Origin of the sequence: Amycolatopsis sp. NPDC047767 (assembly GCF_040704195.1) — a bacterium.
Classification (GTDB): domain Bacteria; phylum Actinomycetota; class Actinomycetes; order Mycobacteriales; family Pseudonocardiaceae; genus Amycolatopsis.
This window is the reverse complement of record NZ_JBEYSJ010000006.1, coordinates 202,662-218,083: the sequence shown is the minus strand read 5'-3', so window position 1 is coordinate 218,083 and position 15,422 is coordinate 202,662. Positions and strand designations below refer to the sequence as shown.

Annotated in this window: 16 protein-coding genes; 7 read left to right on the top strand and 9 right to left on the bottom strand. The window is 71.2% G+C overall.

Annotated elements, in window-relative coordinates; all coding sequences use genetic code 11:
• Positions 1-46 precede the first annotated feature (46 nt).
• Positions 47-1,579: an FAD-dependent monooxygenase gene (locus AB0878_RS13950; protein ID WP_366579718.1), complete on the top strand. Its 1,533-nt coding sequence runs from the start codon at positions 47-49 to the stop codon at positions 1,577-1,579.
• 12 nt (positions 1,580-1,591) lie between these two features.
• Here the strand turns inward: AB0878_RS13950 and AB0878_RS13945 are convergent, their stop codons facing one another.
• The 3 genes from AB0878_RS13945 to rsgA all read right to left on the bottom strand — a co-directional run bounded on the left by AB0878_RS13945 (position 1,592) and on the right by rsgA (position 4,570).
• On the bottom strand, positions 1,592-2,362 hold the full coding sequence (locus tag AB0878_RS13945) for a hypothetical protein (RefSeq protein WP_366579716.1): 771 nt from the start codon (positions 2,360-2,362) through the stop codon (positions 1,592-1,594).
• 152 nt (positions 2,363-2,514) lie between these two features.
• Entirely contained in the window at positions 2,515-3,402 is an 888-nt protein-coding gene (locus AB0878_RS13940; protein ID WP_366579715.1) for a hypothetical protein, read from the bottom strand.
• Between the two features lie 157 nt (positions 3,403-3,559).
• Positions 3,560-4,570 carry a ribosome small subunit-dependent GTPase A gene (gene rsgA / locus AB0878_RS13935; RefSeq protein ID WP_366579713.1) on the bottom strand — a complete coding sequence of 337 codons (1,011 nt, stop codon included), beginning with the start codon at positions 4,568-4,570 and terminating at the stop codon, positions 3,560-3,562.
• A gap of 113 nt (positions 4,571-4,683) precedes the next feature.
• On the opposite strand from rsgA, the gene AB0878_RS13930 reads away from it, so the two are divergent.
• Both AB0878_RS13930 and AB0878_RS13925 read left to right on the top strand, forming a co-directional pair.
• On the top strand, positions 4,684-5,433 hold the full coding sequence (locus AB0878_RS13930) for an SOS response-associated peptidase (RefSeq protein ID WP_366579711.1): 750 nt from the start codon (positions 4,684-4,686) through the stop codon (positions 5,431-5,433).
• Positions 5,433-6,041 (top strand): alpha/beta family hydrolase, encoded by a 609-nt coding sequence (locus AB0878_RS13925; protein ID WP_366579710.1) that lies wholly within the window; start codon positions 5,433-5,435, stop codon positions 6,039-6,041. The genes AB0878_RS13930 and AB0878_RS13925 overlap by 1 nt, the downstream gene beginning before the upstream one ends.
• Before the next feature lie 679 nt (positions 6,042-6,720).
• Here AB0878_RS13925 and ybaK read toward each other — a convergent pair.
• The gene (ybaK, locus tag AB0878_RS13920; RefSeq protein ID WP_366579708.1) at positions 6,721-7,197 is read right to left on the bottom strand and encodes a Cys-tRNA(Pro) deacylase; all 477 of its coding nucleotides are present in this window, start codon (positions 7,195-7,197) and stop codon (positions 6,721-6,723) included.
• A 189-nt stretch (positions 7,198-7,386) separates the two neighbouring features.
• Here ybaK and AB0878_RS13915 point away from each other — a divergent pair, with 189 nt between their 5' ends.
• From AB0878_RS13915 to AB0878_RS13905, 3 genes are all read left to right on the top strand, one after another.
• Positions 7,387-8,013 (top strand): sigma-70 family RNA polymerase sigma factor, encoded by a 627-nt coding sequence (locus AB0878_RS13915; RefSeq protein WP_220244018.1) that lies wholly within the window; start codon positions 7,387-7,389, stop codon positions 8,011-8,013.
• Positions 8,010-8,336 carry a mycothiol system anti-sigma-R factor gene (rsrA, locus tag AB0878_RS13910; protein WP_366579706.1) on the top strand — a complete coding sequence of 109 codons (327 nt, stop codon included), beginning with the start codon at positions 8,010-8,012 and terminating at the stop codon, positions 8,334-8,336. The genes AB0878_RS13915 and rsrA overlap by 4 nt, the downstream gene beginning before the upstream one ends.
• A 377-nt stretch (positions 8,337-8,713) precedes the next feature.
• Positions 8,714-10,234 carry a histidine kinase N-terminal domain-containing protein gene (locus AB0878_RS13905; RefSeq protein ID WP_366579704.1) on the top strand — a complete coding sequence of 507 codons (1,521 nt, stop codon included), beginning with the start codon at positions 8,714-8,716 and terminating at the stop codon, positions 10,232-10,234.
• Here the strand turns inward: AB0878_RS13905 and AB0878_RS13900 are convergent.
• The gene (locus tag AB0878_RS13900) at positions 10,231-11,445 is read right to left on the bottom strand and encodes an erythromycin esterase family protein (protein ID WP_366579702.1); all 1,215 of its coding nucleotides are present in this window, start codon (positions 11,443-11,445) and stop codon (positions 10,231-10,233) included. The genes AB0878_RS13905 and AB0878_RS13900 overlap by 4 nt on opposite strands.
• A 113-nt stretch (positions 11,446-11,558) precedes the next feature.
• Here AB0878_RS13900 and AB0878_RS13895 point away from each other — a divergent pair, with 113 nt between their 5' ends.
• Entirely contained in the window at positions 11,559-12,260 is a 702-nt protein-coding gene (locus tag AB0878_RS13895; RefSeq protein WP_366579966.1) for a MerR family transcriptional regulator, read from the top strand.
• Here the strand turns inward: AB0878_RS13895 and AB0878_RS13890 are convergent.
• The 4 genes from AB0878_RS13890 to AB0878_RS13875 are packed head-to-tail and all read right to left on the bottom strand — an operon-like array spanning position 12,247 to position 14,982.
• Entirely contained in the window at positions 12,247-12,972 is a 726-nt protein-coding gene (locus AB0878_RS13890) for an SDR family oxidoreductase (protein ID WP_366579701.1), read from the bottom strand. The two genes, AB0878_RS13895 and AB0878_RS13890, sit on opposite strands and share 14 nt — an antisense overlap.
• The gene (locus AB0878_RS13885) at positions 12,969-13,643 is read right to left on the bottom strand and encodes a VC0807 family protein (RefSeq protein WP_366579699.1); all 675 of its coding nucleotides are present in this window, start codon (positions 13,641-13,643) and stop codon (positions 12,969-12,971) included. The genes AB0878_RS13890 and AB0878_RS13885 overlap by 4 nt, the downstream gene beginning before the upstream one ends.
• Positions 13,643-14,602, bottom strand: coding sequence for a permease prefix domain 1-containing protein (locus AB0878_RS13880; protein ID WP_366579697.1), 960 nt, complete (start codon positions 14,600-14,602; stop codon positions 13,643-13,645). The genes AB0878_RS13885 and AB0878_RS13880 overlap by 1 nt, the downstream gene beginning before the upstream one ends.
• The gene (locus tag AB0878_RS13875) at positions 14,599-14,982 is read right to left on the bottom strand and encodes a PadR family transcriptional regulator (RefSeq protein ID WP_366579695.1); all 384 of its coding nucleotides are present in this window, start codon (positions 14,980-14,982) and stop codon (positions 14,599-14,601) included. The genes AB0878_RS13880 and AB0878_RS13875 overlap by 4 nt, the downstream gene beginning before the upstream one ends.
• Between the last annotated feature and the right edge of the window lie 440 nt (positions 14,983-15,422).

The window sequence follows — 15,422 nt, the reverse complement described above, 5'->3', positions numbered from 1 at the left end:
GTCAGCGTAGTTGACACGAACAACGTTCGTAAGTAGAACATTGTTCGTGTCTGATGAGCGCGTGGACGTGATCGTGGCCGGGGCTGGGCCGGTGGGCCTGGTGCTCGCCGCGGAGCTGGCGCTGGCCGGGGCGAAGGTGCAGGTCCTCGAGCGGCTGGCCGAGCCGGACGGGGCCGTGAAGGCCGGTGCGATCAACGTGCCGACGGCCGAGGCGCTCGACCGGCGAGGGTTGCTGCCCGCGGCCGAGCGGGTGCAGCGGGAGCTGCTCGGGCAGGTGGGGTCGTTCGCGCGGCTGGTCGAGAAGCGGGACGGGCCGCGGTTCACCGGCCACTTCGCGGGCATGGTGCTCGACGCCGACCTCGTCGACTGGGCCGATCCCGACCTCGCCGCCCACACCGCCGTCGACGGGGCGCGGCTGGTGCCGCAGCGGGAGCTGGAGGCGCTGCTGGCCGAGCACGTCGCGCGGCTCGGCGTGCCGGTGCGGCGGGGGGTGGAGGTCACCTCGCTCGAGGACACCGACGACGGCGTGGTCGTGGGTACGACGGCCGGCCCGGTGCGCACGGCGTGGCTGGTGGGCTGCGACGGCGGGCACAGCGCGGTCCGCCGCCTTGCCGGCATCGACTTCCCCGGCACGGCGCCTGAGCTCACGGGGCGGCTGGCGGTCGCCGACATCGCCGACCCGGAGAAGCTCGCCGACGGCTGGGTGTGGTCGGCCGCGGGTGCCTACCGCTGCGGCCCACAGCCCGGCCGCGTGACCACCGTCGAGTTCGACGGCGGGCCCGCCGACCGCACCGCGCCCGTCACGCTGGAGGAGGTGCAGGGCAGTCTGCGCCGCGTCTCCGGCACCGACGTCACCCTCACCGCCCTGCGCGGCACGGCCACGCGCTGGACCGACAACACCCGCCAGGCCGCCGCCTACCGCCGCGGCCGCGTGTTCCTCGCCGGCGACGCCGCCCACGTCCACCCGCCCTTCGGCGGCCAGGGGCTCAACCTCGGCGTCGGCGACGCGATGAACCTGGGCTGGAAACTGGGCGCCGTCATCGTCGGCTGGGCGCCCGACGGCCTGCTCGCCACCTACGACGCCGAACGCCGCCCCCTCGGCTCCTGGGTCCTCGACTGGACGCGCGCCCAGATCGGCGTCCTGCGCGGCGACGCCAAGTCGGCCGCGCTGCGCACCGTCGTCGCGGACCTGCTCGCCACCCCCGACGGCGCCACCCACGCGGTCAAGAAGATCTCCGGTGTCGCCCAGCGCGTCGACCTTCCCGGCGACCACCCGCTGATCGGCCGCTACGCCCCGGACGTGTGGCTCTCCGACGGCTCCCGCCTCGCCGACCACGCCCACTCCGGCGGGTTCGTGCTGCTCGACCGGACTCCCGACGGCGCCTTCTCGCGCCTCACCGCGCCGTGGTCCACTCGCGTCACGACCGTTCCCGACGGTCCTGCCGCCCCGGCCGGCCTCCTGCTCCGCCCGGACGGTGTCGTCGCCTGGGCCACGGACACGCCCGACCCGGCCGGTCTCGCCTCGGCCCTGCAGCAATGGGCGGGCGCGCCCTCACCCGACCACGCGCCGGTGGCCTGAGGACGGCGCGCGTCAGCCGCCGACGAGCGTGCCGACCTGGTCCGCCGCCGGGGCCGTGACGTTCACCGGCGCGCCCCACGCCGAGTAGCGCGCCGTGATGCGGGCGCTGCCCTGGCCGCCGGCACCGCGCAGGACGGGAGACAGGTCGAGGACCAGTTGCAGGGGCCGGTTTTCACCGTCGAGCCACAGGTCGAGGGGGACCTTCGTGTCGCCCAGCTGCGCGTCGGCCGGGAGGCCCGCGGGGAGTTCGGCGCCGAGGTGGGCCAGGTCGACGTCGACGCGGTAGTGGGCGGCGTCGGTGCCGTCGAGGGTCGTCGAGTCGCTGGACGTGAGCGTGCCCGCGGTGCGGACCTGTTCGAGTGTCCGCGCGGGGTCGTTCTGCTCGGCGAGCTGCGCGAGGCTGCCGCCGAGGACCTGGGAGAACGGGTCGCTGCCGTCGGGCGACACCTTCACCCAGGGTTTGCGGCCCGTCACCTGGTCGAGGGCGCTCGGGGGGACCTTCGCGTACAGCGTCTGGGCGACCAGGCGCAGCTCCAGCGGCTCGCCGACGTAGTCGGTGGTCATCTGCAGCGCCGTGCCGCCGGGGCCGAACACGGCCTCACCCTGGCCGTGGGACACGAGGGCACCCGCGGCGACGTCGGTGGTGAACTTCGCGGAGTGGCCGGCGTTCGTCGCCGCGACGGCCGCGTCGGCCAGGGCACGCGCGTCGGAGAACCGCTCGGGCGAAGCCGAACACCCGCCGATCACGAGCAGCGCGGCGCACGCCACGGCCGTCCTGCGCATCCGGAAAACCCCGTCCTGACCGGCGGAAAGAGACCCTACAAAAGCACAGGCGCATCCGAAGACCCGTTCGGGGGAAGCGGCACTACCCGTAGTAATGCGAAGGGCGCCCCGACGAACCGGGGCGCCCCTTCAAACGAACAACCGCAGGGCGGTCAGCCACCCATCTTCTTGATCAGCTCGCCCATGTCGGCGACCTGGTCGGCCGGCGGAGCGGCAATGGTGACAGGGGCGCCCCAGTCGCTGTACTTGACGACGAACTTTCCGGTTCCAGCAGAGGCGGCGTTGCCGCCCATCTCCTTAACCATCTCGCTCTCGTCCATGCTGATCTGCAGTGGCAACTGGTTCTTGTCGACCCAGATCTCCATCGGAATCCGGATGTTCTTGCCCTGCGCCTCTTCCTTCAGCTTCGCCTTGGTCGCCTCGGGCGCAGCCTTCAACAACTTGTCGAGAGCCTTGACCATGTCGATGTCGACCTTGTAGTGGTTGGCCTTCTGGCCGTCGACCTCGGTCTGGTCGGAGCTGACGATCTTGCCGGCTTCCGAGAGCTGGTCGAGCAGCTGGGTCGGGTCGCTCTGCTGGCCCGCCTGCGCCATGCTCCCGGCGAGCGCCTTCGAGATCGGGTCGTCGCCATCCGGCGAGATCTTCAGCCACGGCTTGTCGGTGCCCAGCTGAGTCGCCTGGTCGGCGGGGATCTTCAAATACGTCGCGTTGTCGACCAAGATCATCTCGGTCTGCTCGCCATCCGCGTTGACCGTCATGTGGAAGGTCGTGCCCTGTGCGCCATACGCAGCTTCACCCTGCGCGGTGACGGTTTTGCCTGCCGACGTCATCTCCATCGACATCTTCGACGACTTCGACTTCTGCGTGCCCTGCTTCGACGCGGCCGCCAGCTCGATCACGTTCGAGAACGGCGCGGCCAGGCCCAGCTCCGGCTTCGCTCCCGTCGGCGAAGCTGTGCCGTTGTCACTCTTCGCCCCACAGCCCGTCAGCACGAGCGCCAGCGCGGCGCCCGCAGCGACAACGAAAGTGGTTTTGCGCATGCAATCCCCCTATGAAGGTCATTACTCCACCCGCAGTATCGCTGGATCGGGGCAACGGTTACGCCCTTCAGGTCACGATTTGGGTGACGAATCACCCGATGTGCCGTCCACCTGCGGAGTAATCATGGGACGCGCGGTGACCGTCGCCGGTTCCCGCCTACTCCGCGCCACCCGCCCGTGACACCAGCAGCCGGCGCAGCGACGCCAGCCGCTCGGCGCTCGCGCGGCCTTCGGTGACGACGGCGTCGAGCGCACAGTTCGGGTCCTCCGGCGGGCCGAGGTGGCCGCAGTTGGTGGGGCACTCCTCGGCGGCCTCGGCGAACTCCTCGAAGGCGTTCACGATGTCGTCGGCGGTCACGTGTGCCAGGCCGAACGACCGCACGCCCGGTGTGTCGACCACCCAGCCGCCGCCCGCCAGGGGCAGCGGCAGCGCGACGGCCGCCACGGACGTGTGCCGGCCCTTGCCGACGGAGCTGACGACGCCCGTGGCCAGCGCGGCGTCGGGCACCAGGCGGTTGACGAGCGTGGACTTGCCGACGCCGGAGTGCCCGACCAGAGCCGTCACGCGGCCTTCGAGGCGTTCGGCCAGGCCTTCGGGCTTCTCGTCGTGGCGCGTGACGATGGCTGGCACGTCGAGGCCTGCGTAGCTCGCGAGCAGTTCGTCGGGGCTGGCCAGGTCGGCTTTCGTGAGGCACAGCACGGGCTCGAGCCCGCCCGCGTAGCAGGCGACCAGGCAGCGGTCGATGAACCCGGTCCGCGGCGGGGGGTCGGCGAGCGACGTGACGATCAGCAGCTGAGCGGCGTTGGCGACCACCACGCGCTCGTACGGGTCGGTGTCGTCGGCGGTGCGGCGCAGCACGCTGGTGCGCTCGTCGACGCGGACGATGCGCGCGAGCGTGTCCGGCAGGCCTGAAACGTCGCCGACCAGGGCGACCATGTCCCCGACGACCACGGAGACGCGCCCCATCTCGCGGGCGCGCATGGCCGTGACCACGCGTTCGGGGTCGGCGTCCACCGCGCACGTCCAGCGGCCGCGGTCCTTGCCGATCACCATGGCGGTGACGGCGTCGGCGTGCTCGGGCCGGCGTTTGGTCCGGGGCCTGGTGCCCTTGCCGGGGCGAACCCGCACGTCGGATTCGTCCAGCTTGCTCCAGTCGCCTCGCGCCAAACCGCCCACCGTCCTCCCGGTCCGTCCTGCCTGGTCGAAATGATCCCATGCCGGTCGCGCCCGGCCCGGCCTGCGTGTAACGATGGCGTCTTGAGAGGAGCGAGGAGGCTGGCATGTGCGGCCGTTACGCGGCGACGAAGGACCCCGCGAAGCTGATCGACGAGTTCGCCGCGGTCGACCTGACCGAGGGTGCCGCCCGCGAGGACTACAACGTCGCGCCGACGAAGAACGTCGTCACCGTGGTCCAGCGCCACCCCCGCGACGCCGACGGGCAGGTGCTCGAGGACGAGCCCGCCGAGCGGTCGCTGCGGATCATGAAGTGGGGCCTCGTGCCGTTCTGGGCGAAGGACCCCTCCGTCGGCTCGCGCATGATCAACACGCGCGCCGAGACGGCGGCTGAAAAGCCTGCGTTCAAACGGGCTCTGAAGTCGCGCCGCTGCCTGGTGCCGGCCGACGGCTGGTTCGAATGGCGCCGCACGGGCAAGGAGAAGGAGCCGTTCTACATGACGGATCCGTCCGGCGCGTCGCTCGCGTTCGGCGGGATCTGGGAGAGCTGGCGCCCAAAGGACGGCTCGCCGGACGAGCAGCCGCTGATCACCTTCTCGATCATCACGACCGACGCCGAGGGCCAGCTGCGGAGCATCCACGACCGCATGCCGCTGATCGTCCCGCGCGAGCACTGGGACGGCTGGCTCGATCCCGATCAGTCCGCCGTGGACGGTCTGCTCGTGCCGACGCCGCCGGACTTCGTCGAGTCGCTCGAACTGCGCCCGATCTCCACGCTCGTCAACAACGTCCGCAACAACGGCCCCCAGCTGCTCACGCGCACCGAACCCTCGGTGGACTCGGACGCGCTGTTCTGATGACCACTCTCGAGATCGACACCCCCCACGGCCCCGCACGCGCCGAGCTCCACTGCGCGAAGGACGGCGCGGCGGTCCTGCTGCTGGGCCACGGCGCCGGCGGGGGAATCGGGGCGAAGGACCTGGTCGCGGTCGCGCGGGCCGCGAAGGCGGCCGGGGTGCACGTGGCTCTGGTGGAGCAGCCGTACCGGGTGGCGGGACGCCGGGCTCCCGCGCCCGCGAAGCAACTGGACGCCGCTTGGCTGGCCGTGGCGGACGAGCTGTCGGCACACTTCGACGACCTGCCGCTGGTGTTCGGCGGCCGTTCTTCGGGCGCTCGGGTGGCTTGCCGGACTGCTTCGGCCGGCCAGGCCGTGGCCGTGTTGTGCCTGGCGTTTCCCGAGCACCCGCCGGGCCGGCCCGAGAAGACGCGCCAGCCGGAGCTGGACGCGGTGGAAGTGCCGACCCTGGTGGTCCAGGGCGAGCGGGACCCGTTCGGCCGCCCCGCGGCGGGCCCGCACCACGAGGTGGTCATGGTCTCGGGTGACCACACCCTGTCGGCCGACCTGGACGCGGTGTCGCGCGCTGCGGCGGAGTGGCTGGGGCGGGTGTTGAGGCCGCACCTCTGACAGGTGATGGCTGCTGTCTGTTCATGGACTGCGGTGGCAGGTAGGCCTGTCATGTTGTGATGGCGGTGGGCCCGGTCATGGGTTGCTGTGGTGGGTGGGCCTGGGTCGTGATGGCCGATCGGCCCGGTCATGAGTTGTGGTGGCGAGCGGGCTGCCCTTGCGTGGGTTGCATGGGCCGGACCGCGTGTCGTGGCCTGCTCTCGGCAGTGGGTTACGGCAGTTGTCCACAGGTTTCCCCAGTTGTGGACAACTCGGCCCTCGTGGTGGGTTACCACCGGTTTTGTCGGAGGGGGCCGGTAGAATGGAACGAGGGACGCCCCCGGGAGGGTGGGGGCTTGTCCGGCGGTGCGGTAGGGCCGGCGCAACCGGTGAAGTGACCCGGAGGAATCGGCAGTCGGCCGGCGAAGCGTCGAGGTCCGGACCTGCAGCGCTCTCGTCAGACGGCCGCTCGACCAGCGATCGGAGCGTCAGGCCGAGACCCGCCAAGCAGCGGCTCGACCGGCGAAACGGCCCGGCGAAAACCGCTCAGCCGGCGACCGAAGCCTCGAAGACCGGGCCGGCACAACCGGTGAAGTGACCCGGCGAGAGCTGTGAAGCGGCCCGGCGGGAGCCGTGAAGTGACCCGGTGAGAGCCGTGAAGCGGCCCGGCGAGAGCTGTGAAGCGGCCCGGCGAAAGCCCTCAGCCGGCGATCGGAGCCACCACAGCCCCCGTCAACCGAACCAGATCACCGGGCGCCAGTTCCACCTCGAGACCCCGGCGCCCGGCCGAGCAGTACACCGTCGGAAACTCCGAAGCCGACGAATCCACCACCACCGGCAGGCGGCTGCGGTGCCCCAGCGGTGAGATCCCTCCGAGGACATACCCCGTGGCCCGCTGAGCAGCCGCCGGGTCGGCCATCCGGGCCTTCTTGCCCCCGGCCGCGGCGGCCAGGGCTTTCAGGTCCAGTGACCCGGTGACCGGCACCATGCCCACCGTCAGCTTGCCGTCGACGTCCGCCACCAGTGTCTTGAAGACGCGCGCCGCCTCCAGTCCCAGGGCCTCGACGGCCTCCAGGCCGTAGGACTCGGCGCGCGGGTCGTGGTCGTACGAGTGCAGCGTGTGCGCCACCTTGTGTTTCGTCAGCAGCGCCGTCGCCGGTGTTCCCTTGCCCGCCATGGGATCGGAGTCTACGAAGGTCTCGGGAATGGACGCCCGCCACGTTCTGTTGAAAGAAACGTGACCACGACGCTTACCACTGCCCGCCCTCGTAGGCGCAGCACCGAGCAGGGCCTTCCGAGCCCCCGCGTAAACTCGGCGTTGCCGTATGCGCAGAAGCGCATCGACGCCGAACGGGAAGGGAACGGTTTGCCGAGCACCCCGAACACCGCGCCGGAGACGGCGGCCGACGAGCTGGAGCTGGCGGAGCGCTTCGAGCGCGACGCGATGCCCCTGCTCGATCAGCTGTACTCGGCCGCGATGCGGATGACGCGGAACCCCTCCGACGCCGAGGACCTGGTCCAGGAGACCTACCTCAAGGCGTACGCGGCGTTCGCCTCCTTCAAGGCCGGCACGAACCTCAAGGCGTGGATGTACCGCATCCTCACCAACACGTACATCAACGGCTACCGCAAGCGTCAGCGGCAGCCGGTGCAGCAGCCCACCGAGGAGATCACCGACTGGCAGATCGCCAAGGCGGAGAGTCACACCTCCAGCGGGCTGCGCTCGGCCGAGGTCGAGGCGATGGACAACCTCCCCGACGCCGACGTGAAGCAGGCGCTGCAGAAGCTGCCCGAGGAGTTCCGGCTCGCCGTCTACCTGGCTGATGTCGAGGGCTTCGCGTACAAGGAGATCGCCGAGATCATGGACACGCCGATCGGCACCGTGATGTCCCGTCTGCACCGCGGTCGCGCGCAGCTGCGCGACCTGCTGGCCGACGTCGCGCGCGAGCGCGGCTTCATCCGCGGTGACCGCGAGGAGGTGGCGAAGCGATGAGCACGGGTGACGCGCCGGAGACCGAGGACAAGGTCCGCTGCGAAGAGGCGCTTTCGGAGATCTACCTGCTCCTCGACAAGGAGTGCAGCCCCCTGCGTGACGCCGAGCTGCGGCGCCACATCGAGGACTGCCCGCCGTGCCTCGAGGAGTACGGCATCGACGAGCAGATCAAGGAGCTGCTGCACCGCAAGTGCGGCGGTGACCTGGCGCCGGCGGAGCTGAAGAGCCGCCTGCGCGCCTCGATCCGCCAGACCGTGGCCACCCGTGGCGGCGTGACGGTCGAGCGCACCGAGATCACCGTCGAGCAGCGCACCGGCGAGTGACCCACGCTCTGAGCACGACAGCTCTGAAGGCGACAGTCTTCTGAAGACGACGACGGCCCCCGTACCAGCTGGTGCGGGGGCCGTGTCGCGTCCGGACGCCGGAATCAGGCGTTGGGCTTCTTGCCGTGGTTCGCGCCGTTCTTCTTGCGGTCGCGACGCTTGCGGGCGCGCTTCGACATGCTTCACTCCTCGTATTCACACCGGATGGCCCGGGTGCGGGGTGCCGGAGCACCTGCCGGGCTCGGGTCAACCGCTCCAGTGTGTCATGCGTGCCCCGGCTCACCTGCGGCGCCCGTGCTGATCGGCGCCCGCTCTGGTTTGATGGGCGGATGACCGGAGGAACCGCGCACCACGCACTCGTGGTCGCCGAGTAGCTCGTGTCCACGCTTTCCGACCTGCTCGCCGAGAACACCGGCCTCCCGGGCGAGGCGGCCGACCACCTGCAGACCGTCGTCGCGGAGTGGCAGCTGCTGGCCGACCTGTCGTTCGCCGACTTCCTGCTCTGGGTCCCCGTCGCGAAGGACCTGCAGCCCGAGGGCGGCGATTTCGTGTGCGTCGCGCACGCCCGCCCCACCACGGCGCCCACCGCGCACCCCGAGGACGTCGTCGGCACGCGCTTCACCGTCGCCGAGCACCCGGAGCTGGCGAAGGCCGTGCGCGAGCGGAAGATCGGCCGCGAGGAAGACCCGCACTGGTACCGCGACCTGCCGATGCGCCGCGAAGCCGTGCCCGTGAGCTTCGGCGGTGAGGTGATCGCCGTGCTGAGCCGCGAGACGAACCTGGCCGCGCCGCGCGTGCCGAGCCCGCTGGAGATCGCGTACCTGGGCAGCGCCGGCGACCTGTGCCAGATGATCGTCGACGGCACGTTCCCGCCCTCGGGCGGCAACCAGACCGACACCCACACCAGCCCCCGCGTCGGCGACGGTCTCATCCGCCTCGACCCGAGCGGCACCGTCGTGTTCGCCAGCCCGAACGGCCTGTCCGCCTACCACCGCATGGGCCACGAGTCCGACCTGGTGGGGCAGCGGCTGGCGCCGTTGACGCGTTCGCTGATCCGCGACCCGTTCGACGCCACCGAGGTCTCCCACCGCATCATCGAGGCCCTCGACGGCAAGCCCTCCACCCGCACGGAGGCCGATTCGCGCCGCGGCGCCGTGGTGCTCTTCCGCGCGCTGCCGCTGCGTCCGTCCGGTCAGGCGGCCGGCGCGCTCGTGCTGGTCCGCGACGTCACCGAGGTCAAGCGCCGCGACCGCGCCCTGCTGTCCAAGGACGCGACGATCCGCGAGATCCACCACCGCGTGAAGAACAACCTGCAGACCGTCGCCGCGCTGCTGCGGCTGCAGTCGCGCCGCACCACGAGCGAAGAAGCCCGCCTCGCGCTCGGCGAGTCGGTGCGGCGGGTCTCGTCGATCGCGATGGTCCACGAGGCCCTGTCGATCTCCGTCGACGAGCGCGTGGACCTCGACAAGCTGCTCGACAACGTCCTGCCGATGGTCGGCGAGGTCGCCACCGCCGAGTCGCAGGTGGGACTCACGCGCAAGGGCTCGTTCGGCATCGTCATCGCCGAGATCGCGACGCCGCTGGTGATGGTGCTGACGGAGCTCGTGCAGAACGCCATCGAGCACGCCTTCCCGCAGGGCCGCCCGGGCAAGGTCGAGATCATCGTCGAACGCTCCGCACGCTGGCTCGACGTCCTCATCCGCGACAACGGCCGCGGCCTGCCCTCGGGCTTCTCGCTGGAACGCAGCGACGGCCTCGGCCTGCAGATCGTGCGCACGCTGGTGGAATCGGAACTGCGTGGGTCCCTGTCGCTGCGCAAGGTGCGCACCGACGCCAGCGGCGCGCGCGTGCCGGGCACCGAGGCCGCGCTGCGCATCCCCCTCTCCCGCCGGCTCTAACGCCAGTACTCGACGCGCTGCCCGTCGGTGTCGGCCACGAAGATCACGGCGTCGGCGCCGTCGAGCTGAGCGGGGCTCAGCGGGAGGTGGCCGGGCAGGATCGGCTCGCCCGTGCCGGCCGACGTGGGCAGCGCCGCACGCAGGGCCGGTGCCGGGAAGAAGGCGCGACGCGTGGTCGCCGCGGCGAGCTCGCCCTGGAGCGTGCCGGGTTCCGCGTGCGGGTTCGCGTCGGTGGCGACGAAGACGTAGCTCTCACCCAGCGTCAACGCGACGAGGGCACCCGCGCTGCCCCACGACGCCTCCTCCGGGCCCATCTGCATGGTGGACGGCACGCGCTGCAGGTGCACGTTGTGCGCGAACACCAGGCTCGGACCGCGGTCCCGTTCCTGGGAGACCATCGCGAGCAGGTTCTCCGCCATCATCTCGGCGCGCAGGCTGAGCAGGGTCCCGAACCGATCGCGCGCGGCGAACGCCATCGCCGCGTGGTAGCGGAGCAGGCCCACCGCGGTGCGCGCGTACGCGGCGGCGAGGCGGTACCCGGCCGGGTCGGTGGGCTGCAGCACGGGCGCCGCGCGGTGCAGGGCGCTCGCGAGGTCGTCCGCGACGATCCGCAACGCGCGGGCGCGATCGGAGCCGCCGATGGACACGGCCGCGTCGTACATGGCCTGCTCGTTCGTCCAGTCGTCGTCCTCGCCGAGCAACGCGTCCACGTCGTGGATCGAGGCCGGCCGCAACGCCGGGGGCAGGTAGTCGATCACGGCCGTCAGCGCGCGCCGCGGGCTCGGCGCCGAGGTGGTTTCCGTCGGCGCGTCGAAGCCGTGGAACCGCACCTGGTCCTCGGGGGCGCGGCCGGCGTTGTGCTCGCGCAGCCACTCGATGAGCTCCCGGTTGCCCGGCACGCGACCGAACCAGTGGCTGAAGCCGGTTTCCAGCACCTCGTCGACGTCGCCGGCGCCACCCGTCACGTAGTCGTCGACCACGGACGCGGCGAAGACGTCGATCTCCAGCGAGATCGACCGGTAGCCCCGCTCGACGAGGAGGGCGAGAAGTTCGTTGCGCAGCAAGGGAAACGCGCGGATCCCGTGCGTCGGCTCGCCGAGCGCGAGCAGCGTGGGCGCGGCCCCGGCGAGCAGTTCGTCGACGGCGCGGCCCAGGCTCGCCGCGTCGCCGATTTCGCGGCCGATCCCGCGCAGGGTGGTGGCGGTGGACATGGATAACCCCTTCCCGAGAAACCTGTCCTCGACCGTATCGTTGAAGAATCGAGGGAAACTTTGCCGCAATTCACCTGGTCTTCAAGACCCAAAGCCTCAAACGGAGGTTCACCCTGCGACCGATCGACCTCGCCCGGGAGCACGGGTTGTCCGCCCAAGCCGTCCGCAACTACGACGACGCCGGTGTGCTCCCGCCCACCGAACGCAGCGACACCGGCTACCGCCGCTACACGCCGCTGCACGCGCAGGCCCTGCGGGCGTTCCTCGCGTTGCGGGCGGGCCACGGGCACCAGCCGGCGGTGGAAATCATGCGCTCGATCCACCGCGGTGGCACCGAGTCCGCCTACCGGCTCATCGATGCCGCGCACGTCGCCCTGCTCGCCGAACGTGACACCCGCACCGAGGTCGCGACGGCGCTGGGCACCTTGTCCGCGGCTCCGGCGCCGTTCCCCGGCCCGCCGCTGACCGTCGGCGAGCTCGCCCGCCGCCTCGACGTGCACCCGGCGACGCTGCGCGCCTGGGAAACCGAGGGAATCCTTCGCCCCGAACGAGACCGGGCCACCGGTTACCGCGAATACGGCCCGGACTGCGTCCGCGACGCCGAGATCGCCCGGCAGCTGCGCCGCGGCGGCTACCTGCTGCGTCAGGTCGCGCAGTTCCTCGAGTCCTTGCGCGAAGCGGGCGGGTCCGATGCGTTGAGCGCCTTCCTCGACGCCTGGCAGCACCGGCTCACCGCCCGCAGCCGCGCCTTGCTCGGCGGCGCCGCCCAGCTCGACGCCTACCTCACCTTGCGCGACTCGGTCACGCCTGGCTGAGCTCGACCACCGGGAACTCGACGCGTTCCGGTGCCCGCCCGGCCTGCAGCATCCACGCTTCACCGGTGCCCTCGCCCGCGGCGATCGCCGCGACGGCGGACGCGATTTCCACCGGAGAAGCCACGGCCAAGCCGTTCGCCACGAGCGTGTCCTTCAGCCCGCCGATCATCCGCGTCTCCACGAACCCCGGGCACACGGCGTTGAGCGTGATCCCCGAATCCGCGCAGGCCGGGGCCAGCGACCGCACCAGCCCGATGATCGCGTGCTTGCTCGCCGAGTACACCGGGTCGAACGTAGCCGGCGAGATGCCGGCGAGGCTCGACGTCACGACGATCGCGCCCCCGCCGTGAGCCCGCAGCGCCGGGACGGCGGCCCGCAGGCCGAACATCGTGCCGTCGACGTTCACCGCCAACGTGCGGCGATAACGCTCCAGGTCGAAGTCGTCGAGCCCGCCCGCGCCGCCGGTGCCGGCGTTGAGGTGCACCACGTCGAGCCCGCCGTACTCGGCCACCGCCGCGGCCACGGCGGCTTCGTTGTCCTCGGGCCGCGTGACGTCGGTGCGCACGAACCGGCCCCCGACCTCGGCGGCGACCTCAGCGCCGGCGGCCTCGTCGACGTCGGCCACCACCACCCGCGCGCCCTCGGCCGCGAAGTGCCGCGCCACGGCGGCACCGATACCGCTCGAACCCCCGGTGATCAGAACGACGGTCATGGCAACGATTCCTCTCCGACTTCGGCCGCGATCGCGGCGGCGACACTCTTGCGCCGGGCGTAGACCCGCGTGGCGACCTCGAGCGCGAGGTACACCGCCACGTACTGCAGCCCGCTGATCAACGGCACCCGGTCCACCGGCAGCGCGTACGCCAGCACCATGCGCACCCCGGCGTCGAGCACGAGCACCACCCCCCACATCGCGGTGGTCACGCGCAGCACGTGGCGGTAGGTGGGCGAGCCGAGCCAGTTCCGCTCCATGCGTTCCCGCGCCGCCTGGCCGAGGAACGACCGCAGCACCTGGTACAGGAACGGTGTCCGCAGCAGCGTCGCCAGCATCCAGAGCCCGGCGGCCGCGGTCATCCAGCCGTCCTTGGCCAGCAGGAACCGCGGGCTGCCGGACAGGAAGGAAGTCGCGACGCTCAGCACCAGGATGCTCAACGTGAACACCGCGAGCGTGTCCACGCGCCGCTTCGTGATCACGGTCTGCACGGCGCGCACGGCCGGCGGGACCACACCCGCCAGCAGCGCCAGCCACTGGTTCACGCCGAGTGCGCGCAGCCCGTAGAAGAGTGCGGCCGGGGCGATGAGGTTGATGGCGAGGTTGACGATCAGCTCCCGGCGCAGTTCCGGGGGAGTGGTGGGCTTTTCGGGAGGGGCGAGCGTGGCCATCATCGGACCTCGATCCGCTGACGGTCGCGGTGGCGCCAGGTCTTGGCGAGCACGGCGACGGTGACGGCGGCCAGGACGACCAGCGCGAGCCAGCCGATCCAGCTGCCGGTCGCGGTGAAGACGTTGCCGAGCGCCGGGTTGAGCACGCGCGCTTCGAGGAACAGGTACGCGAGCGGTCCCGTCGCGGCGAGGATGAGCACAGTGCCGGCGACGGCCGTTGCGAGCGTCCAGCGGCCCAGGCGCAGGTTCGCCACCGCCAAAGCGAGCGAAAGCACCAGCACGACAACGAAGAACGGCACCCAGAACCCCCACAACGCGGGGTCGAGCACCGGCACCCGTGTGCCGGACGCCGTGGTCACGAGCAGGGCCGAGCGCTGCACGAACAGCGCCACCACCAGCAGGACCGCCAGCACGATCCCGCTGACGATCTCGTTCCACGTGGTGGTCGCGGTGGCGTCGGAGAACGGGAGCTGGTCGGGTTTCCAATCCTCGTCGGGTTCCCCGGGACCGCGCTCGCTGCCGAACCGATCGACGAGTACATAAAGGACGGTGACCCCCGTGAACAGGTACACCGCGGCGGTCAGCGTCACGCCCAGGGGCGAAAAGATCGCCGCCGCAACGTTTTCGCCGCGCACCCAGTGCCCGATCGCGTTCACGAGGTAGGTGATCGGCAGCACGGTCGCGCTCAGCAGCCGCATCGCCTTGGCGTAGTTCGGGTAGGTGGCCGGCCCGATCAGCACGGTCGCCTTGTCCGCGTACCGCGTCGCCAGCTGCGCCGGGTCGCCGAGCTCGGCCAGCGCCGCGTACTCGGCCTGGCCCGGGCTTTCCCCGAGCGAGACGCGGGCCTCGACGTCGTCGGCGATCGCGGCGCGCAGCTCGCGGTCGATCTCGCCGCGGTGCTTGCCCGAGACGTGCCGCACGGTGGCGGCCACGTATCGGTCGGTGAGTGTGGTGCTCATGGTTGTTCCCCCAGTTCGGTGTCTGCTTCGGTGTTCGGCTCCGGTTCCGCTTCGGTGTCCAGTCGGCTCAGCGCGGTGTCTATGGCGCGCCACTCCTTCTGCAGCTCCCGCGCGAGCTGCAGCCCGTCGCGGCTCGTGCGGTAGAACTTCCGCGGCCGGGTGCCCGAGGTGTCCCACTCGCTGGTCAGCAGCCCTTGAGCCTCCAGGCGGCGCAACAGCGGGTACAGCGTGTTGGCCGGCGCGGGCACCCCCGCGCGCTCCAGTGCGTCGAGCAGTCCGTAGCCGTACCCGGGCTTCTGAAGTGCCAGCAGGCTCGCCAGCACGACCGTCCCCCGCCACAGCTCCTGCCGATGCGCGTCCAGCAAGTCGGTGTCTTTCACGCTCACCACGATAGTGTGTGAGACACAGTATCGTCAAACGGCAATGCTGTGCGAGGTGTCAGGGTGTGTGAGAGAGGGGTGGGTCGCGTCCCGTTCAGGATTCGTTCGGGAAACGTTCAACCGGCGGATAACCGCTCACCGGGAACTCGGGCGGCGGAGCGAGCTCACGCCGACGCGGGGAAAGGCGAAACGCGAAAGATCTTCTACCCCAGGGCAATCGGTCGCGGGGTCAGTCCACAACGGACGGCCGGCGGGTGATGGGCCGGCGGCGCCGAAGAGGGCGCGGCAAAGACGCCACGACGCGCTCAAGGGCTGTGGCGACGGTCCCGCCACCGCCGCGGGCGGGACGGCAAGAACCGTGCGCGCCGAAAGAACCCGTACATGCCGAAGGGCCGGTACCGAACGAATCGGTACCGGCCCTCACGACGTTCCGCGGGAGG